The following is an 18,481-nucleotide window of genomic DNA, read 5'->3' as shown; positions in this document are numbered from 1 at the left end:
TCGGTCTTGGGAGACGAGAAGAGGGCAGAAGTTGCAAAAAGGGGTGGATACCGCCACTCTTATCTTCCAAAGCGTACGCTTTGCTGGAATTAGCACCTGATCAATCGGTTGCCGAGGTATCAAAGGGCCAGTCCCTCCACCTCTCTGGATAAGAGAAAATAAATATTCAATTCGAAACACTTCACCAACAGTACCATTTCGATGACGCGTTTGTCAATCTTCTACCAACGGTGCGCGGGACATACACATGGAGGAGAAGGAGGGACGTCCGATGGCGATGAAGGTGGGCAGGAGGAAGCGTCTGAACTGGCGGCTCGTCCTGTTTCTTGTCTTGGTCATGATCGTGTTCTCCAGCGTGCAGACGATCTACTATTACGAAACGTCGATGCGTCCGCATCTGGAGCTCGCGGCTGAGAAATACGCCGAGCAGTATGCGGTCAAGGCGATCAACGATTCGATTTCCAAAAAAATTGCCAGCGTTGCCGACTACAATTTGCTGATGAACTTCCGGGAGGGGCCAAACGGCAAAGTCAGCGCCGGGTATTTCAACATGCAAGAAGCCACGCGTTTGCAGGCGCAAGTCACCGACTATATTCAAGGCGAGTTGTCGCATTCCAAGGAAGAGGAGATCTCCCTGCCGCTCGGAGTGGTGTATGAGAGTTCGATTCTGGCGGCGCTCGGGCCGGATATTCCCATCAAGATCCGCCCGATTACAATTGCCAAATCACAAGTGGGATATGAGACGCGCAATGCCGGCATCAACCAGACGGTGCATGTGCTGTATCTGGATCTCACGGTGGAAGAGACGATTGTCGTGCCGTTTTCCACGCATCCAAATGCAGTCAGCACGCGGGTACCGATCGCCTATCTGGTTATGGTCGGCGACGTGCCGCAGATGGTGTACAACGCGCAGGGGTCTGCCGTGGGGCAGACGAGTTCGCCGTTGCCGCCGCTTGAGTTGCCAAACCTCAACGAGCCAGCGAAGTAAAAAGCGCTCGCCTTGCTCGCTGTACCTTCTATTGGTAAGATGGGGAGCGGGAGGGAAGCATTTTTATGGAACGTACATGGATTTTGCAAGAGGCTGAAGCCTTCGTTCGTCAGGAATTGGGCGGAGACTCTTCCGGTCATGATGTCTGGCACATCGAGCGTGTGCGGCGCATGGCTGAACGGATCGCGCGCGTTGAGGGTGCGGACGTTTTTGTCTGCTCGCTTGCAGCACTGTTACACGACATCCCCGACGAGAAATTGAACGAAAGCCCCGAAGCCGGGATGAAAAAACTCACGAACTGGCTGGATGCGCACGACCTTGATGCGGACACACGCGCGCATCTCTTGGAGATCATCACGACGATGTCGTTCAAGGGCGGCAACCGCCCCCCGGTGCGGACGCTGGAAGGCCGAATCGTTCAAGATGCCGACCGTCTCGACGCCATCGGTGCGCTGGGCATCGCCCGCACGTTTGCGTATTCCGGTGCCAAGGGGCAACTCAGCCACGACCCGACCCTGCCGCTGCGCACCGACATGACGGCAGACGAGTATCGCAAGGGCAAGAGCACCGCTGTCAATCATTTCTATGAAAAACTGCTTTTGCTCAAAGCCCTCATGAACACCGACGCCGCCAAACAAATCGCCGAAGAGCGGCATCGTTATATGGAAGAGTTTTTGGAGCGGTTCCATGCGGAGTGGGAAGGACAGATGTAACGGAAGTCACAGACTTTCCAGTTCATTTTTCCTACAATACAAATACAATATGTTGAAGGCTTGCAACAGAATGGCCTTCACAAGTTCCGCCTATACTAGATGTGTATGGGCGTCAACCAACCGATAAAATGAACGATACCGATAGGAGGAATACATGATGGAAGATCTTCGCGCACGCGTACAGGAAGCACTTGATAAAATTCGCCCGGGTCTGCAATCCGATGGCGGCGACGCTGAATTGGTGGACGTTGATGCTGAAACCGGCATCGCTTCGATCCGCATGACCGGCGCTTGCGGCGGTTGCCCGATGAGCACCATGACCCTGAAAATGGGCATCGAGCGCACCGTTCGCGCAGCAGTACCGGAAATCAAAGAAGTCGTGGCTGTCTAAGCCAGACGACGAATTGGAGGGAATCAATCATGGCATCTGATCTCATTCAAACTGTAACCGACGCGAACTTTAACGAAGCAATTCAAGGCGACAAGCCGGTTCTCGTCGACTTCTGGGCTGCATGGTGCGGTCCGTGCAAAATGCTCGCTCCGGTCCTCGACGATCTCGCAGGCGAAGTTTCCGATAAGCTGACCATCGGCAAACTCAACGTCGACGAAAACCCGGCGACTTCGCAAAAGTTCGGCGTTATGTCCATCCCGACTCTGCTCGTTTTCAAAAACGGCGAAGTTGTGAAGACCCTCGTCGGCTACCAAAACAAAGCTCAACTGCTCGACAAACTGGCTGACGTTCTGTAAGCCGCGTTTGTTTGGGAAGAGAAGACCTGTCAGGCTGCGGCCTTGGCAGGTCTTTTTTATTATGAAAAAAGACCCTTCGACCCGCTTGTTTCCGGGCAGGTGAAGGGTCTTTTGTTTAGAGTTGGGCGAAGACTCGGTTGATCACGTCGATGGTGAAGTCGATGTCCGCTTGGGTGTGGGCGGTGGAAACGAACCACGCTTCGTACTTGGACGGTGCGAGCAGGACGCCTTCGTCGAGCAGGAGGTGGAAGAAGCGGGCGAATTTCTCGCCGTCAGCCGCTTGGGCATCGTCGTAGTTGCGCACCTCATGGTCGAGGAAGTACAGCGCGAACGCTCCGCCTACGCGGTTGAGGGTGACGGTGTGCCCGTGACGGGCTGCCGCTTGCAGGAGGGCCGCTTCCAGTTGAGCTCCGTAGTTGTCGAGGCGTTCGTAGGTTCCCTCATGTTGCAGTTCTTGGATGCAGGCGATCCCTGCCGCGATGGAAGCCGGGTTGCCTGCCATCGTGCCCGCTTGGTAGGCCGGGCCGAGCGGTGCGACTTTTTCCATGATGTCGATACGGCCGCCGTATGCGCCGATCGGGAGGCCGCCGCCGATGATTTTGCCAAGCGCGGTCATGTCCGGTTTGACGCCGAGCAGGTCTTGCGCACCGCCATAATGGAAACGGAACGCGGTGATGACTTCGTCGTAGATAACCAGCGCGCCGTAGCGATGAGCCAGTTCGTTGACGCCTTCGAGGAAGCCGGGGTCCGGGCGGACGATGCCGAAGTTGCCGACAATCGGTTCAACGAGGATGGCGGCGGTTTCAGCGCCCCATTTTTTCAGTGCGTCTTCGAATGCGGTGAGGTCGTTGAAGGGAATCGTGATCATGTCGTTGGCGATCGCTTGCGGGATCCCTGCCGAGTCCGGGATGCCGAGGGTCGAAGGACCGGAGCCAGCTGCGACCAGCACGAGGTCGGAGTGTCCGTGGTAACAGCCGGCGAACTTCATGATTTTGTTGCGGCCTGTGTAGGCGCGGGCGACGCGGATCGTCGTCATGACTGCTTCGGTGCCGGAGTTGACGAAGCGGACTTTTTCTAAGGAAGGAATCGCATCGCGAAGCATCGTGGCGAAGTCGATTTCCAGTTTGGTCGGAGTGCCGTAGAGGACACCGCTCTGGGCCGCTTGGGTGATCGCATCAGCGATGTGTTTGTTGCCGTGGCCGTGGATGAGCGGACCGTATGCGGCGAGATAGTCGATGTATCGGTTGCCGTCCACATCATAGAAGTGTGCGCCTTCGCCGCGTTCCATGAACACGGGAGCGCCGCCGCCGACCGCTTTGAACGAGCGGGACGGGGAGTTGACGCCGCCGACGATGACGTCTTGAGCTTTTTCGTAGAGGTGTTTGGATGTTTCTCTATTCAAGGGGTGTGCCACCTTTCGTGAATCATGTTGCCATTGTCCTATCGTACCAAAATGTGTGGCGACCGTCATTCCTGAAATGGCAGTTCCGAATCTATAAGCAACAAGAGGTGAAGTGAAACGGAGGAATTGTCATGAAGGTTTCGTGGAAAAAAGTTGTACTGGTCGCAGCACCGTTGGCCCTGGTGGTCGGAGGGGTGGGGTATGCGGTGACCGGAAGCACGACGACTTCGGCGAATGCAGATCAAGCTACAAACGCGAGCAACGTCTCTGCGCAAATTGTAAGTTCCGTCCCGTTGACGGCAGAAGAAGCGGCTCAATTGGGCAATGCGAAACCGGTCGCGGTGGCCGATGCGAGTGCTGTGACGCAGACTTCGACGGCGGGCGCATCGAGTGCAAGCCAAGCGGACAGTGTGGACCAAGAGACGCTGGATGCGAACAATCCGTTTGTTGTGCAACAGCCAACTGCTTCGGCAGCTCCGGTGACTGCTACCACGGCTTCCTCGGCCGGGGATGCCGTGGTGGCAAGCACGTTCCAATTGAATGCAGTGCGTAATCTGCACTTTGAAACGAACACGACGCAAGGCAGTTTGAAAGTGGAGTTCAAGCAAGAGGGCGGTACGTATAAGCTCGAAGGAGACCTCGGCGGTCGCAAGGTGGAGTTGCAGGGGGATCAAGCGGTGCAGATCATGAACAAATTGATGAGTGGTTTCCAGTTGCAAGACGCGCTGACGGCAACTCTGCAAGGCAAGCAAGTGCAACTCAACTCTCAAGTTCTCAATTCGATCCAGACGCTCGACATCGAAATGAACGACGGGCGCAAGATCGAATCCAAAGGCAAGCCGTCCAAAGGCAACAGTCCCAAAGACGAAGGCAAGCACGATAACGGAAAACACAAAGGCTGGGAAAAGCAAGAAGACAAAGGCAAGGGCAAGAAGCACGACGACTAAGGTAGGGCAATAGCACGAAGACTAAAGCAGGGTATATGGGCACGAAGTGAAGCAGTGTTTGTAGGCACTTTGAAAGACGGTGCATGTAGGTACTTTTTTTACAGTGCATTATAGGTGCTTGAATGACAGTGCTCGTTGGCAGTAGGTCTGACGATGTTTGGGGCACTTGCTTAGTGAAGGTAGTGTTATGAATGTATGGGTTGTGTGTTGGTGAACGTGCTGGATGGCGTGCGAGTTGTTCGTTGACCCCGCAGCCGTTTCCGGTTGCGTTGATCATAGATGTTTGAGCCACTTTTTTGCGATCTTTTCCCCCCTTTTTGAACTGCCACCGATTGCGGTGGCAGTTTTTTTGCTAGAATAGGGAGTGGGAGCGGTACAGAACTAAGGAGTGTTACTGTCTATGGGAATGGAACTACTGCGCAGATTGCCCGCTGTGCATCGACTGCTCGATCACCCGGTCTGTAGGGACTTGATCGAGGAGCATTCGCACCCGTTGGTTTCCCGTCTGGCAGGCGACGTGATCGGAGACCTGCGCACTGCGATTCTCGCAGGAGAAGACCGTGAAGCCGACTTGATGCCGGACAGACTGGCGGCGGAAGTCGCAAAACGGGTACACGCGCAATTCCAACCGCATTACCGTCCGGTGATCAACGCCACCGGAGTCGTTTTACATACCAATTTGGGTCGAGCCCCATTGGCTGACGCGGCGGTGGAAGCGATCGTACGCACCGCACGGGGCTACACCAACCTCGAACTCAACCTCGCCACCGGAGAGCGAGGTTCCCGCTATGACCACGTGGAGAGCTTGATCTGCGAGTTAACAGGTGCCGAAGCGGCGCTTGTCGTCAACAACAATGCCGCCGCCGTGTTCCTCGTGTTAGGCGAGATGGCGAAGGGTAAAAAAGTCATCATCTCACGCGGTCAACTTGTCGAGATTGGCGGCTCGTTCCGCGTTTCAGAAGTCATGCGAGCCAGCGGTGCCGAGCTGGTGGAAGTCGGCACCACGAACAAAACGCACGAGTACGACTACGAACGTGCCATCGACGAAGACACCGGTTTGATTCTGCGCGTACACACCAGCAACTTCCGCGTGGTCGGGTTCACGCATCAGCCTCCACTCTCCGATCTCGTCGCCCTTGCACACGAACGCAATGTGCCTGTCTACGAGGACCTCGGCAGCGGGTCACTGATCGATCTGCGCGCGTACGGCATCGGTGATGAACCGACCATCGGCGAGAGCGTGCGGGCAGGTGTGGACATCGTATCTTTTAGTGGAGACAAGTTGCTCGGCAGCGCACAAGCCGGAATCATCGTTGGCAAGCAGGAATACATCAAGCGAATCAAGAAAAACCAACTTACACGCGCCCTTCGCGTTGACAAATTCACGTTGGCCGCGCTCGAAGCGACTCTCATGCTCTACCGTGACGAGGAAAAAGCCAAGCGCGACGTGCCGACGATTGGGATGCTGTTGCGCACCCAGGAGTCGCTTGCCCCGGAAGCACAACGCCTGCGGAACCTGCTTGCCGATGTGTTTGGCGAGCGGGCTGAGGTGCAGGTAGAGGCAGGATTGTCACAGGTAGGCGGCGGGTCGTTGCCGACGGAGGAGTTGCCGACGTGGCATGTGACGGTGCGAACCCGTCTCTTTTCGTTGAACGAGTTGGAACATCATCTGAGACACGTGGACATGCCGGTCATGACCACGATGCAAAAGGAGGCTCTACACTTCGATGTCAGAACGATCTTCCCAAGAGAAATCGAAGTTGTTGCCGCGAGCGTCCGTGACGCCTACGGGCGAATCGGGTGACGCGGTGTTGCCGAGCGAGTCGGTTCGACTCACTCTGCTGACCGAAAAAGCTGGCTGAGGATGCAAAATCGGCCCAGCCGACCTGGCGCAAGTTTTGCGCCATCTACCGAAAGATGAAGTACCGAATGCAAACTTGATCGTCGGCATCGACACCTCGGATGATGCGGGCGTCTATAAATTGAACGATGACGTGGCAATGGTCCAGACGGTCGACTACTTCACGCCGGTCGTGGACGATCCGTACATGTTCGGTGCCATCGCTGCAGCGAACGCGTTGTCGGATGTGTACGCGATGGGCGGCACGCCGCTTACCGTGTTGAACATCGTCGGGTTCCCAATCTCCAAGCTGGACAAAAAAATTCTCGCCGACATCCTGCGCGGCGGAGCGGACAAAGTCCGTGAAGCGGGCGCTGTGATCCTCGGCGGGCATTCGATCGACGATGTCGATCCGAAGTTTGGCATGGCGGTCACCGGTACGGTGCATCCGCAGAAGGTGTGGACGAACGCCGGTGCGAAACCGGGGGACAAGTTGGTGTTGACGAAGCCGATTGGGGTGGGGATTCTCACCACGGCGATCAAGCGCGGCAAGGCAACAGAGGAAGGAATTGCTCTCGTGACGCAGACGATGGCGGAGTTGAACAAAGTGGCGGCCGAAGTGGCGCATGGATTTACCGTTCATGCGTGTACGGACGTGACGGGATTTGGCTTGGCGGGACATGCGCTGGAGATGGCGCGTGGCGCTGATGTTGGGATTGTGTTGCACGTGTCTCAAGTACCGACGCTCCCGGAGACACGGGCGCTTGTGGAACAGAAGGTCTACCCGGGTGGTACGGTTCGCAATATGGAATGGGTGAGTGAGGATGTGTTGTTCGAAGGTGTGGACGACGCATCCAAGATCATCCTCTGTGATGCCGTGACTTCGGGTGGCCTGCTGATCTCTGTCCCGGCAGAAGAAGCGGACGCGATGGTTTCACAGATGAATGAACGCGGGATTGCGTATGCGTCCGTGGTGGGTGAAGTGACACACGACCATCCATCCAAGATCGCAGTACGACCGTAAGGAAAAAAGGGACTCACTCTCGGGAGTGGGTCCCTTTTTGTTGTGTATTACTCGGTTGGGAAGTCGAGGTCTTGGCGATTTGCTTGGAGCGTGGCGAGAGCGGACGGTTTACGGGATGAGGATTTAGGGGTCAAGAGGTGGTCGCGGACTTGCTCGACCTTAAGCAGAACAAATTCAGTTCGGTGTGAGTATTCCATCACTTCCAGATTCAGTTCGCGCATTGCTTGTTCGATGCTCTCCGTGCGTTCAAGGAGGGTATCGGCTTTTACTTCAAGGTTGTCCACCCGAACGAGAATCGCGTCTACGGTGCCTTTCAGTTCTTGGAATTGAGAATCCCACTTCTCCTCGAAAGCGTCAAATCGAGCGTTGAAACGTTGCTCCTGCTCTTGAAGAAGCTTGGTGAACTTCCTGTCTTGCTCTTGAATGAGCTTGGTGAACTTCCTGTCTTGCTCTTGAATGAGCTTGGTGAATTTCACGTCTTGCTCTTGAAGAAGTTTGGTAAACTTCTCGTCTTGCTCTTGAATGAGCTTGGTGAATTTCACGTCTTGCTCTTCGAAACGTTGATTCATTTCGCGGCGCAATTGCTCGTGATTGTTTGCCAGTTGTACTTGATTGGCGGCTAGTTGCTGCATGCCTTCCATGAGGAGCTTTTGGCCGTGGGCAAGTTGGTCATATCGATCGGAGAGCAATGTTTGCCCTTCAAACAGCTGCTTCTGCCCTTCGAACAACCGTTGCTGTCCCTCGGTGAGTTGTTGGAGGTGGGACAGGATTTGGGCTTCTGTAGTCGGGATCATGAGTGGGGTCCTCCTTTCGGGGTATGGGGACAGTGTAAGGCTGTTTTTTCATTCAAGCAAGAATAATTTCACTAATAAGTACGACTGCTGCATTGTAGAATCCGTGCGCAATTACTGTGGGAAACAACCCAAATCTCCGATAAAACCCAAACGACAACGGCCCCACAATCAATCCTAACTCCACCAACCGCAGATACCACGGCGACACATCACCCGTCCCGTGCGTACACGCCCACAGGAACGACGACACCAAAACAACCGCCCATCCAGGCATCCAACGACTCAACCATACATCCGCCAGTTTCCGATACACCAGCTCTTCATAGACCCCCGCAGCCACACCGACCGCCACAGGGATCAACCACGGCCACGGACTTTGCTCCACGATCTCGCGAACAGACCCCTCGTCCACCGAGCCGCCCAACCTCTGCACAACATACGAAAACAACAGCCCAATCCCCAATTGAACCCCGCCAAACAACACACCGAACCCAATTCCCCGCCACATCCGAAGCGAAACCCACTTCCGGATCGAAACACGCACCTGCCAGCCATAAGCGGCCACCGCCGCACCAAACGTCGCCAGTCCAAACAGCAATCCTTGCATGGCCCCGACCATCGTCCCGGTCTGCGCCCAACTTCCCAACCCCACTGCCACCCCGAGCATCGCTGGGATTCGAACTCCTCTTTCGGAGTTCGAAAAAAGCTGTATTATATAGAAAGCCCCCAACAACGGAAGCAACCATTCATGCATTTGCACCAGTTCAACAAACTCTCTCATCTTGCATCCCTCCATCGCCAGTGTATCACAATCGTATAATTTTTGGTTGACAAGCCAGTAGTATGCTCCTATACTAGTAGTTGCTATGAACGACATAGTACAATGGGGATGAACACTCCATTCATTCAAAAGGGCGATGACCTACGGGTTCATCGCTTTTTTCATGGTTGCAATTCGGTGAGAATCTTGCTATAGTAAGACCGTCCTTGAATTATCAGAATTGTTCCAAGTGAATTTTCCGTCTTTTCTGGGTAGACAGGTATAGAAGTAGGCCGACCCTGTCAATATTGTTGAGGTAGCGCTGGTACAGAATTTCAAAGGTTATGTTACAGTTTCGTGTTTTTTGCTAGTTTTGGTTGTCCAACGCTTGAAAACAACTCTCACTTGGCATAATGTATATGTGATTGCTTAGTTAGAATAAATCAAACCAAAAATCATAGATAGCAGGTGACCTCATGGCTTTGTTGGAAAAAATACAGCGATTTAACCGACTCTTGCAAAAATCGGCGGCGAACGGTGTGGACTTCATGGAGTTGGCCAAGCTCCTGAGCGACATGGTCGATTCGAACGTATACGTAGTCAGCAAGACAGGCAAGATTCTCGGCTTCGGTCTCGCCGAGTACGAATTGACGCTTGAGTGGAACCAGATCATGACCGTTGATCAAAAGTTCCCGGGCGAATTCAACGAAAACCTGTTGAAGCACACCGAAACGGAGAAAAACGTTGAGAACAAATCCCCGTTCTACGTCTTCTCTCCGGAAGAAAACGAAGTCTTTAAAAAGAAAAACATCACGATCGTCCCGATTATCGGCGGCGGTACTCGTCTGGGGACGCTCGTCCTCGCTCGTCTGAACAAGGAGTTCAGCGACGATGATCTCATCCTCTCCGAGTACGGCGCAACCGTGGTCGGCATGGAGATCATCCGTTCCGAGCAAGAAGAGATTCATGAAAAAGCTCGTCAACGCGCAATGGTGATGATGGCGCTCGAATCTCTGTCCTTCTCCGAACAAGAAGCGATCCAGCACATCTTCAAAGAGCTCGAGGGCTCCGAAGGTCTGCTCGTCGCTTCCAAAATCGCAGACCGCGTCGGCATTACCCGTTCGGTTATCGTCAACGCGATCCGCAAGCTGGAATCTGCAGGTGTTATCGAATCCCGTTCGCTCGGGATGAAAGGGACGTACATCAAAGTCCTCAACCCGCTGTTCCTCGATCAACTCGAAGCCATCGACAAGTAAGATCATAGGTTGCAAAAAAAGAACCCGACCTCTCACGAGGCCGGGTTCTTTTTTTCGTTTCACTACTTGAGATAGTCAACCAGCGCTTGAAAAACAGCTTCTGCTGCCTTGTCTTGGACGTTCGGGTCTTTCGCTTTTTGCTCATCTCCGGAATTGGTGAGAAAGTCGGTCTCGATCAGTACGGCGGGTCGCGGGTTTTCGCGCAGGACATAATAGTCCCCGAAACGCGTGCCGAGATCGGGGAGGCCGAGGTTCTTCACGAGTTGTGTCTGAATTCGGTTGGCGAGGTCGTGATCCTTGCCGTCCTCGTTGTAATAGAAGGTCATCGTGCCTGAGAGATTCGGGTTGGCGTTGGTGTTGAAATGCAAGGAGACGAAGATGTCGCAGTCTTCTCGCTTGGAGATCTGCACGCGGTCATCGAGCGTCACGAACGTATCGTCGGAACGTGTGAGTACCACGCGTGCGCCGGTGGAAGTTAGTTTGTTGGCGAGAAGCGTGGTGAGGGAGAGTGTGAGGTCTTTTTCATAGACGCCGGTATCTCGCCCGACCGCACCGACATCATACCCGCCGTGTCCAGCGTCCAGGACGATGGTTTTGCCGTGCAACACCCCGTCCAACGACTGTCCGCGCTCCGGCAGTTTGGAGAGGTCGCCGCTCACGTTTGGCAACCATCCGGCGATCCACGCTGTATGTCCGTTTTTCATCGTAACTTCCAGCCAATTGCCCGACTTGCCCGTCACGGGGTACGAAGCGCCCGCAGCCCCTGTTTCCAACAGAGCGAAGTTCGTTCCCGGCCCGCTGCGCAAGTTCGTGGCGTCTTGCAACGTGAGCGTCACGTCTGATTGTTCATTTGACGGTGGCAACGTGTCTTTGACAGGGGAGGGCTTGCCCGGCAATTTGAGATACTGAGCTTTGACGTACGCTTCCTTGCCTTGCCAATCGATCTTCGTCCAATCCGCACCCTCTTCGATCACTTGCACGAGGTCACCGAGTTTGAGGGTGCCGAGGATCGGGGCAGACTGGGAGTTGTCAGCACGGATGTTCACGGAGTCGCTGAGCACGGTGGCACGCTCTTGCTCCGCTTGGGCGTTCGGTTTGGCCTTGCCCTCTGACATCGTGACATATTGCTTCGACACCCAGCCTGTCCGGTCATCGGGCAGACGGATTTGAACCCAATCTGCGTTTTGTTGCAACACGGGATAGGTCGTACCCGGTTGGATCGTTGTGACGATTTCAAATGACGTGGACGCGCCACCGCGCACGTTCAAACTCTCGACTTTCGATTGCGCCACATCAATCACAGGATTGGACGTGGCAAATCGCCCGCCCTCTTTGACCAACGAGGCGTGAATCCACCCGCTCTGTCCCTTGCCGAGCTGCACCTGATACCAACCGTTTTCCGATGTGACCACTTCGAATTGGTCGCCGTAGTCAGCGTGCCCGATCACGCCCTCCTCGGTGGAAGCTCCGGAGCGGATGTTCACATCGTAGGCAATCACTTTCACGAAACGGCCTTCAGCGGCCGCCGCGATCATGGAGGACAACAGGGAGAAACAGATCACCAAGATCAGAATCCAACGTTTGCGAGTCACGGTACAGGTACCTCCTGACACAGGGTTTTGAACCCCCTATTCGTCCCGTCAAATCGGGATTCCTGCCCTTCGACACCGATTGTTTCCTTTCCGACAGGGAAGGCTAGAAGCAGACAAAACTCGCAGTCTCACAGCCGCCAAGGAGGTCTCCCACATGCGCAAAACCATCCACCAACAAGTGTCCGCCTTCACGAACAAACGACTTCTCAACGTGGATTTCCACGACTTTTTGCAAAAGCAGGCATACCTCGAAGACGTCGAACTCGCCACGGAATTCGCCCTGACCTCTCGCGAAGTGCAACAACTGCGCACGAAGTTGCAAAGATAGTAGACGATCCGGTCGTGGAACGTTACACTGGTGACTGGAGGTGAAGCCCATGCGGATCGCCATCGAGCTTGGCAACCCGAAGTACCAAAGCGAAACGGAACGCTTGGTCCACCTGTTCTTCGAGGAAGAGGAAGTGGTATTCGATGAACAGGCAGACGCGGCGCTTTTCATAAGAACTTGGACAGAGGAGGGAGCAGCCTCTGTTACTGCACGAACCGAATTGCACGACCGTCGCGACGGTCGCAGCTACCGGAGCTTTTTCACCAAACAGGTGGAAGCGAACGCAACTCCTAACATCATGCAAAAACGCGGCAAGTCCGCCACGTTGCGCGCGCTTCACGACGTGTTGGAGAAGTTGACCGGTGAGCACCAACCGTGGGGCATCTTGTTTGGCGTGCGCCCGTTGAAGCTCGTTCACAACATGCGCGAACAGGGCCACAACAACGCCTCGATTCGGGAAAAGCTCCGCACGGAGCATGCGATTTCAGAGGAGCGAATTGAACTCTTGCTGGAGATCGCCGATGCGCAGATCCAGACGATGCCCGACCTGTATGAGATCGACCGAGAAGTTTCCATCTACGTCGGCATCCCGTTCTGCCCGACCCATTGCGCGTATTGCACGTTCCCGGCGTACTCGATGGAGGACAAAGCCACGTATGCGCCGTCGTTTCTCGATGCGTTGGATCGTGAATTCGCGGCGATTGGCGCGTTTTTGCACGAGCACAGCATTCCGGTGACGTCTGTCTATCTGGGGGGCGGTACACCGACATCGCTGAAAGCGCCGGAGATGGAGCGCGTCATGAAGGCGATCTATGCTCACATCCCGAATGCAAAACCGTGGCGAGAATTTACGGTGGAAGCTGGCCGCCCGGATACGATTACCCCGGAGCGAATCGAAGTGATGCGTCGCTACGGCGTTAACCGCATCTCGGTCAACCCGCAGACGTTCAAGGCGGAGACGCTCAAAACGATCGGTCGCGGCCACACGCCGGACATCGTGGACAAGCGCTTCCATCTCGTCAAAGAAGCGGGCTTTGAGAACATCAACATGGACATGATTCTCGGCCTGCCGGGGGAAGATCTCGACGACGTCCGCCATACGCGTGCGCGTATCGAAGCGCTGAACCCGGACTCGGTGACGGTCCATACGATGTCGTTCAAACGGACCGCCGTGGTCAACAAAGAGCGTGAGCAATATGAGATTCCGCACACGCGCATCGTGCGCCGGATGATGGCGGAAACCGCTGAGTGGGCGAGGGGAATGGGCTACCATCCCTACTACGTCTATCGTCAGAAGGACATCCTCGGCAACTTGGAAAACGTCGGCTACGCAAAGCCCGGCATGGACTCGATCTACAACATCGCGATCATGGAGGAGCGTCAGACGATCATCGGCCTTGGCGGAGGTGCGTCGTCGAAACTCTACCGCAAAGGCGAGTTCCTAAGCCATGTCTACAACGCCAAGGAACCGAAAGCGTACGTTGATTCGGTCGACAGCGTGATCGAGAAAAAACTCAAAGCCCTGCGTGAAGTGTTCGTTCCCCATTCCGTCTAAACGGAGTGGGGCTTTTTTGTGAACAGGAGGACTAGGGGAGGTTGGATGTGGTAGACTGGAATTTAGGCAATCAAATCGCTACATAGACTGGGGAAAACCATACATGTCTTCAACTGCAAAAAAAGGATTGGTCGCCGGAGCCTTCTCGTTGGCTTTGGCCGGGATGATCTCCAAGGTGTTGGGCATCGTCTACATCGTGCCGCTGCAGAACATGGCGCACGACTATGTCATGGCGTTGTATCAGCACGCCTATGCGATCTACGTCATCATCTTGACGGTGACGACGGCAGGCATCCCGCTTGCGATCTCCAAACTGATTGCGGAGCGCAACGCCATGCGGGATTATGCGGCCGCCGATCAAATCTACCGCGTGGGGGCGCGGTACATGACATTGGCGGGGGTCGTCATGTGGGCGATCATGTTCGCACTGGGCGGTGTCATTGCGCTCATCGTCGGCAACTACGCGGCATCCACCGCGATCCGGGCGTTGTCGTTTGCGCTGCTGGTCGTGCCGTTGCTCGCCGCGATGCGCGGGTATTTGCAAGGGCACCAAGAGATGGGGGTCTCCGGCTCTTCGCAAGTATTAGAGCAGTTGGTGCGTTCACTCGCGATCCTTGGCGGTGTCTACGCGTTTAAACAAATGAACGCTCCGGACAATTGGACGGCGGCGGTCGCAACGTTCTCCGGCGTCCTCGGTGCTGCGGTCAGCGTGTTTTACCTCGCCCGTCATGTCGTTCGCATTCGCCGGGCGAACAAAGCCAAGATCACCAAGCCTTCGGGCATGAGCAACAAGCAGATTTTCCGAAAAATCGCAGTGGTGGCACTGCCGATCTCGCTGTCATCGCTCGTCTTGCCACTGTCTCAAAACGTAGACAACTTGACGATCACCAACATGTTGATGTGGGGGATGAACCTCTCGCAACATGCTGCCGACTCGGAGTTTGGGATCTTCACGGCGCGGGCGTTGCGTTTGATTGCGATGCCGTTGTCGCTTGCGACTGCCATCGGTTTGTCTCTGATGCCTGCCATCACCCAAGCGATTGCAGAAAAAAACACACAGCTGCGCAATGAGCGCGTGTTGATGTCCTACCGTTTGACCTCGTTCTTCTCGTTCCCTGTCGCGGCGGGCATCCTGTTGCTGGCAGGTCCTATCGACATCACGTTGTTCAAAGACACGGCAGGTTCGGATACGATTGCCATGGTTTCGCTGATGGCGATCTTCTCGTCGTTTGAGCTGGTCACAGCCTATATTTTGCAAGCGCTCGGACACATGTACCTGCCGATCCGCTATATGTTTGCAGGTTTGATTTTGAAGACTGTGTTGAACTTGGCGCTGGTGCCGTTCTACGGGATTTTCGGTGCGGCGATTGCCAGTGTACTCGGCTATTTGCTGTCGTCGATTTTGAACTTCCGCTCGGTGCAGAAGATCGGCAAAGTCCCGCTGGCGTTCAACGATATTTTTGGCAAACCGGTGCTGGCGTCTGTGTTGATGGGAATCGTGGTCTGGATCATCACCAAGATTCCGTTTGACGTCATCATCTCGAACGAGCGGATCGCCAATCTGATTTTGGTGATCCTCTGCGGCGGGATCGGGGCGGTGGTGTTCTTCGCGGTGATGGTGGCCATCAAGGGCATCACGCGCGAAGAAATCAAGCGAATCCCCGTTTTGAACCGTTTGATTCGCTAAGTGGAGAGGAGTGGTCGTCATGTCGTATCGGGAATTGTTACGCCATCGCGGCTACTCCCTTTTGTTTTCGGGGCAGGTCTTGTCGCAGGTGGGCGACGCTGTCTATGAAGTTGGCATCGTTTGGTTGGTCTATCGGCTGACAGGGAGTGCTGCGGCGCTCGGGTGGTTGGCGTTCTGCCAGAGCGTGCCGTATCTGGTCTGCGGGTTGCTGGCAGGTGCCTTGGCCGATCGTTGGAACCGCCGAACGACGATGTTGGTTTCCGATCTCGTCCGGGCCGCCGCCGTGGCGTATCTGGCGGTGCGCTATGCTACCGGAAATTTGACGGCGGTGGAAGTGTGCGCCGTTGCAGTCGTGCTGACAACTGCGAGGTCGTTTTTTCATCCGGCGATGCGGGCGTTGTACCCGGAGATGCTCGGGCAAGAGCAACTCTTGCTCGCCAACTCGCTGAGTGAGGGTTCCAAACGCATTTGCAAAGTCGGCGGGATGATGCTTGGCGGTGTTTTGATGGCACAAGCGCAGGCGGACGTGGTCTTGTGGGGCAATGCCGCCTCGTTCCTGCTCTCGTTTGTCACCCTGCTCGCTTTGAAAAAAACGGCGCAGCAGACAGAGTCTGTGAAGCCGGGGAACTCTCGCGGAACAGGCTCGCTTTTTCAAGAGATTCGTTCTGCATTCGGAGAAGTCTATCGCCGACGCCAAGTCTTGTTCGCGATCGCGATGTCCTCGTTCGGATTGGTGGTCTCCGCGGGTTTGATCAAAGTCGGTTTGCCTTTGCTTGCGGGGAACGTCCTGCACGGTGAGGGCGACGTGTACGGTCTGCTGATGGCGTGTTTCTCCATAGGGATGTTCCTCTCCACCGCATCGATGAAAAAACTCGCGGCCCGACTCTCGCTCGTACAGCTCGTCGCTGTAGGGTGGTTGCTCTACGGGGCCATGTTCGTCGCCCTCTCGTTCGCACCGCCGCTTACTCTGGCGTGCGTGTTGGTAGGCGCGACGGGGTTTGCGCATTTTTTGACAGACATTCCGGTGACGACGCTGATCCAGCAGACGATGCCTTTGCATCGCATGTCCGCGTGTCAAAGCATCTGGGCGACGGCGTCGTTTGGCTCCGAGTCGCTCGGAGTCATCCTCGGCGGGGCGGTGCTTGGCGTTGCGACAGTTGGCTTGACATTTGCCGCTGCGGGGGCTCTGTTGTTGAGTTTGGGCGTGGTGTCTGTGCGTAAACTTCGTGGATTTGGGCAGAATGTACTTGACAGACAATCTTTGTCTGAGTAATATTACACTTAATTTCAACTTGATCGAGATCTGAAGACGGGAAAAAGTAACGAAGCCACCGCCTAGTCAGAGAGGAGACACCCTTGGCTGTAAGTGTCTCTCTACGCGCCTTCGCGAAAGACATCTCCGAGGACTCGCCGCGAACCCTTTTCGAAGGTGTAGCGGTTGGGCGTAACCGGGCGTTAACCGGCCAAGAGGAAGCGGTTTTTCATGCACCGTTTCAATCAGGGTGGTACCACGGGAACTACAAAGCTCTCGTCCCTAGCGCATTTGTGCTAGTGACGAGAGCTTTTTTTCGTAAAACGAAGGAGGAATAGAATCATGTTGACCAATCGTCCTCGCGGGGTGAACGACATTCTCCCCGGCGATGTGGAGAAATGGCAGTTTATCGAGCGCACGGCGCGCGATGTGTGCCGCCGCTTTAACGTTTCGGAGATTCGCACGCCGATTTTTGAACACACGGAACTCTTCCAACGCGGCGTCGGCGAAACGACCGACATCGTGGAGAAGGAGATGTACACGTTCCAAGACCGTGGGGATCGCTCGCTGACCCTGCGTCCGGAAGGCACGGCGTCTGCTGTCCGTTCGTTCGTGGAGAACAAACTTTATGCACAACCGCAACCGACCAAGTTGTTCTACATCGGTCCGATGTTCCGCTACGAGCGTCCGCAGTCCGGTCGCTACCGCCAGTTCCACCAGTTCGGCGCCGAAGTGCTCGGCGTGAACGAGCCGAGCGTCGATGCGGAGGTCCTCGCGTTGGTGATGACTTTTTTCAACGAACTCGGTTTGAAAAACATCACGCTTGAGATCAACTCCGTCGGCTCGCCGGCCTCACGGGAAGCATACCGCGGGGCCCTGCGCGAACATCTCGCACCGGTCAAGGATCAGCTTTGCAAGGACTGCCAGAGCCGCTTCGACCGCAATCCGATGCGCATCTTGGATTGCAAGATCGACGCGTCGAACGAAACTGTATCCAGCTCGCCGTTCATGCTCGACTACCTGACGGACGAAGACAAGACACACTTCGAACAAGTCAAGAGCTACCTCGATTCGTTCGGCATCAACTATGTCGTCAACCCGCGCATGGTGCGCGGCCTCGACTACTACACGCAGACCGCGTTTGAGTTCATCGAGTCGGGGTCCACGATCTCCGGGGGCGGTCGTTACAACGGCATGGTCGAACAATTTGGCGGTCCGGATATGCCGGGGTTCGGGTTTGGAGTGGGCATCGAGCGCGTGTTGATCGCACTGCAGAACCAAGAGGTGGAATTGCCGATCGAGAAGGGCATCGATGTGTTCCTCGTCGCGCTCGGTGAGGAAGCGCAGAAGCGGACCGTCACCCTTTTACAAGAACTGCGCACGGCTGGACTCGTGGCTGACAAAGACTATCTCGGCAAGAGCATGAAAGCGCAGATGAAAGCGGCTGACCGTCTAAAAGCCAAGCAAGTTGTCATCCTCGGAGACGACGAACTGGCGCAGGGCGTTGCGAACGTCAAGGATATGGAAAGCGGCGAGCAGGTGTCTGTACCGCTCTCCGAACTGGTTGAGAAAATCCAACAGAAACTGTAAAGAGAT

Annotated in this window: 17 protein-coding genes and 1 riboswitch; of the genes, 13 read left to right on the top strand and 4 right to left on the bottom strand. The window is 55.3% G+C overall.

What is annotated here, in order from left to right; all coding sequences use genetic code 11:
* Positions 1-56: 56 nt before the first annotated feature.
* A riboswitch (SAM riboswitch) is annotated at positions 57-155 on the bottom strand.
* A 116-nt stretch (positions 156-271) separates the two neighbouring features.
* From yunB to trxA, 4 genes are all read left to right on the top strand, one after another.
* The gene (yunB, locus tag JJB07_RS12120) at positions 272-988 is read left to right on the top strand and encodes a sporulation protein YunB (protein ID WP_201635347.1); all 717 of its coding nucleotides are present in this window, start codon (positions 272-274) and stop codon (positions 986-988) included.
* A 65-nt stretch (positions 989-1,053) separates the two neighbouring features.
* Entirely contained in the window at positions 1,054-1,701 is a 648-nt protein-coding gene (locus tag JJB07_RS12115; protein ID WP_201635345.1) for an HD domain-containing protein, read from the top strand.
* 157 nt (positions 1,702-1,858) lie between these two features.
* A complete protein-coding gene (locus JJB07_RS12110; RefSeq protein ID WP_038083523.1) occupies positions 1,859-2,092 on the top strand; it encodes a NifU family protein in 234 nt (77 codons plus the stop codon).
* 29 nt (positions 2,093-2,121) lie between these two features.
* Positions 2,122-2,448, top strand: coding sequence for a thioredoxin (gene trxA / locus JJB07_RS12105; protein ID WP_201635343.1), 327 nt, complete (start codon positions 2,122-2,124; stop codon positions 2,446-2,448).
* Between the two features lie 115 nt (positions 2,449-2,563).
* Here the strand turns inward: trxA and JJB07_RS12100 are convergent, their stop codons facing one another.
* Positions 2,564-3,919, bottom strand: a complete 1,356-nt coding sequence (locus JJB07_RS12100) for a glutamate-1-semialdehyde 2,1-aminomutase (RefSeq protein ID WP_201635341.1) — start codon at positions 3,917-3,919, stop codon at positions 2,564-2,566.
* A gap of 62 nt (positions 3,920-3,981) precedes the next feature.
* On the opposite strand from JJB07_RS12100, the gene JJB07_RS12095 reads away from it, so the two are divergent.
* From JJB07_RS12095 to selD, 3 genes are all read left to right on the top strand, one after another.
* Positions 3,982-4,797, top strand: coding sequence for a RodZ family helix-turn-helix domain-containing protein (locus JJB07_RS12095; RefSeq protein WP_201635339.1), 816 nt, complete (start codon positions 3,982-3,984; stop codon positions 4,795-4,797).
* Between the two features lie 400 nt (positions 4,798-5,197).
* Positions 5,198-6,601 (top strand): L-seryl-tRNA(Sec) selenium transferase, encoded by a 1,404-nt coding sequence (selA, locus tag JJB07_RS12090; protein WP_201635337.1) that lies wholly within the window; start codon positions 5,198-5,200, stop codon positions 6,599-6,601.
* A 7-nt stretch (positions 6,602-6,608) separates the two neighbouring features.
* Positions 6,609-7,661: a selenide, water dikinase SelD gene (gene selD, locus JJB07_RS12085; protein ID WP_236588062.1), complete on the top strand. Its 1,053-nt coding sequence runs from the start codon at positions 6,609-6,611 to the stop codon at positions 7,659-7,661.
* Positions 7,662-7,708: 47 nt separating this feature from the next.
* On the opposite strand, the gene JJB07_RS12080 is transcribed toward selD, so the two are convergent.
* On the bottom strand, positions 7,709-8,455 hold the full coding sequence (locus tag JJB07_RS12080) for a hypothetical protein (RefSeq protein ID WP_201635333.1): 747 nt from the start codon (positions 8,453-8,455) through the stop codon (positions 7,709-7,711).
* 52 nt (positions 8,456-8,507) lie between these two features.
* Positions 8,508-9,236 (bottom strand): CPBP family intramembrane glutamic endopeptidase, encoded by a 729-nt coding sequence (locus tag JJB07_RS12075; RefSeq protein WP_201635331.1) that lies wholly within the window; start codon positions 9,234-9,236, stop codon positions 8,508-8,510.
* Positions 9,237-9,691: 455 nt separating this feature from the next.
* Here JJB07_RS12075 and codY point away from each other — a divergent pair, with 455 nt between their 5' ends.
* Complete coding sequence (codY, locus tag JJB07_RS12070; RefSeq protein ID WP_201635329.1) at positions 9,692-10,471, top strand: GTP-sensing pleiotropic transcriptional regulator CodY; 780 nt, start codon at positions 9,692-9,694, stop codon at positions 10,469-10,471.
* Between the two features lie 62 nt (positions 10,472-10,533).
* On the opposite strand, the gene JJB07_RS12065 is transcribed toward codY, so the two are convergent.
* Complete coding sequence (locus JJB07_RS12065; protein ID WP_201635327.1) at positions 10,534-12,063, bottom strand: SH3 domain-containing protein; 1,530 nt, start codon at positions 12,061-12,063, stop codon at positions 10,534-10,536.
* Positions 12,064-12,217: 154 nt separating this feature from the next.
* On the opposite strand from JJB07_RS12065, the gene JJB07_RS12060 reads away from it, so the two are divergent.
* The 5 genes from JJB07_RS12060 to hisS all read left to right on the top strand — a co-directional run bounded on the left by JJB07_RS12060 (position 12,218) and on the right by hisS (position 18,475).
* Complete coding sequence (locus tag JJB07_RS12060; RefSeq protein WP_201635326.1) at positions 12,218-12,391, top strand: hypothetical protein; 174 nt, start codon at positions 12,218-12,220, stop codon at positions 12,389-12,391.
* Between the two features lie 49 nt (positions 12,392-12,440).
* A complete protein-coding gene (hemZ, locus tag JJB07_RS12055; RefSeq protein WP_201635324.1) occupies positions 12,441-13,946 on the top strand; it encodes a coproporphyrinogen dehydrogenase HemZ in 1,506 nt (501 codons plus the stop codon).
* Between the two features lie 103 nt (positions 13,947-14,049).
* A complete protein-coding gene (locus JJB07_RS12050; protein WP_201635322.1) occupies positions 14,050-15,633 on the top strand; it encodes a putative polysaccharide biosynthesis protein in 1,584 nt (527 codons plus the stop codon).
* Between the two features lie 19 nt (positions 15,634-15,652).
* Complete coding sequence (locus JJB07_RS12045) at positions 15,653-16,906, top strand: MFS transporter (protein ID WP_201635320.1); 1,254 nt, start codon at positions 15,653-15,655, stop codon at positions 16,904-16,906.
* 321 nt (positions 16,907-17,227) lie between these two features.
* Complete coding sequence (gene hisS, locus JJB07_RS12040; protein WP_201635318.1) at positions 17,228-18,475, top strand: histidine--tRNA ligase; 1,248 nt, start codon at positions 17,228-17,230, stop codon at positions 18,473-18,475.
* Positions 18,476-18,481 lie beyond the last annotated feature (6 nt).

It is taken from the genome of Tumebacillus amylolyticus, from assembly GCF_016722965.1.
Taxonomy (GTDB): Bacteria; Bacillota; Bacilli; order Tumebacillales; family Tumebacillaceae; genus Tumebacillus; species Tumebacillus amylolyticus.
The sequence above is the reverse complement of the archived record's forward strand: the minus strand, read 5'-3'. Positions and strand labels throughout refer to the sequence as shown.

Bases quoted from the DNA above. Each gene is read 5' to 3' on its own strand.
- JJB07_RS12075 (WP_201635331.1), bottom strand. From the start codon at position 9,236: ATGAGAGAGTTTGTTGAACTGGTGCAAATGCATGAATGGTTGCTTCCG.
- JJB07_RS12095 (WP_201635339.1), top strand. From the start codon at position 3,982: ATGAAGGTTTCGTGGAAAAAAGTTGTACTGGTCGCAGCACCGTTGGCC.
- JJB07_RS12110 (WP_038083523.1), top strand. From the start codon at position 1,859: ATGGAAGATCTTCGCGCACGCGTACAGGAAGCACTTGATAAAATTCGC.
- hemZ (WP_201635324.1), top strand. From the start codon at position 12,441: ATGCGGATCGCCATCGAGCTTGGCAACCCGAAGTACCAAAGCGAAACG.
- selA (WP_201635337.1), top strand. From the start codon at position 5,198: ATGGGAATGGAACTACTGCGCAGATTGCCCGCTGTGCATCGACTGCTC.
- yunB (WP_201635347.1), top strand. From the start codon at position 272: ATGGCGATGAAGGTGGGCAGGAGGAAGCGTCTGAACTGGCGGCTCGTC.
- JJB07_RS12045 (WP_201635320.1), top strand. From the start codon at position 15,653: ATGTCGTATCGGGAATTGTTACGCCATCGCGGCTACTCCCTTTTGTTT.
- JJB07_RS12080 (WP_201635333.1), bottom strand. From the start codon at position 8,455: ATGATCCCGACTACAGAAGCCCAAATCCTGTCCCACCTCCAACAACTC.
- codY (WP_201635329.1), top strand. From the start codon at position 9,692: ATGGCTTTGTTGGAAAAAATACAGCGATTTAACCGACTCTTGCAAAAA.
- hisS (WP_201635318.1), top strand. From the start codon at position 17,228: ATGTTGACCAATCGTCCTCGCGGGGTGAACGACATTCTCCCCGGCGAT.
- JJB07_RS12050 (WP_201635322.1), top strand. From the start codon at position 14,050: ATGTCTTCAACTGCAAAAAAAGGATTGGTCGCCGGAGCCTTCTCGTTG.
- JJB07_RS12060 (WP_201635326.1), top strand. From the start codon at position 12,218: ATGCGCAAAACCATCCACCAACAAGTGTCCGCCTTCACGAACAAACGA.
- trxA (WP_201635343.1), top strand. From the start codon at position 2,122: ATGGCATCTGATCTCATTCAAACTGTAACCGACGCGAACTTTAACGAA.
- JJB07_RS12115 (WP_201635345.1), top strand. From the start codon at position 1,054: ATGGAACGTACATGGATTTTGCAAGAGGCTGAAGCCTTCGTTCGTCAG.
- JJB07_RS12100 (WP_201635341.1), bottom strand. From the start codon at position 3,919: ATGACGGTCGCCACACATTTTGGTACGATAGGACAATGGCAACATGAT.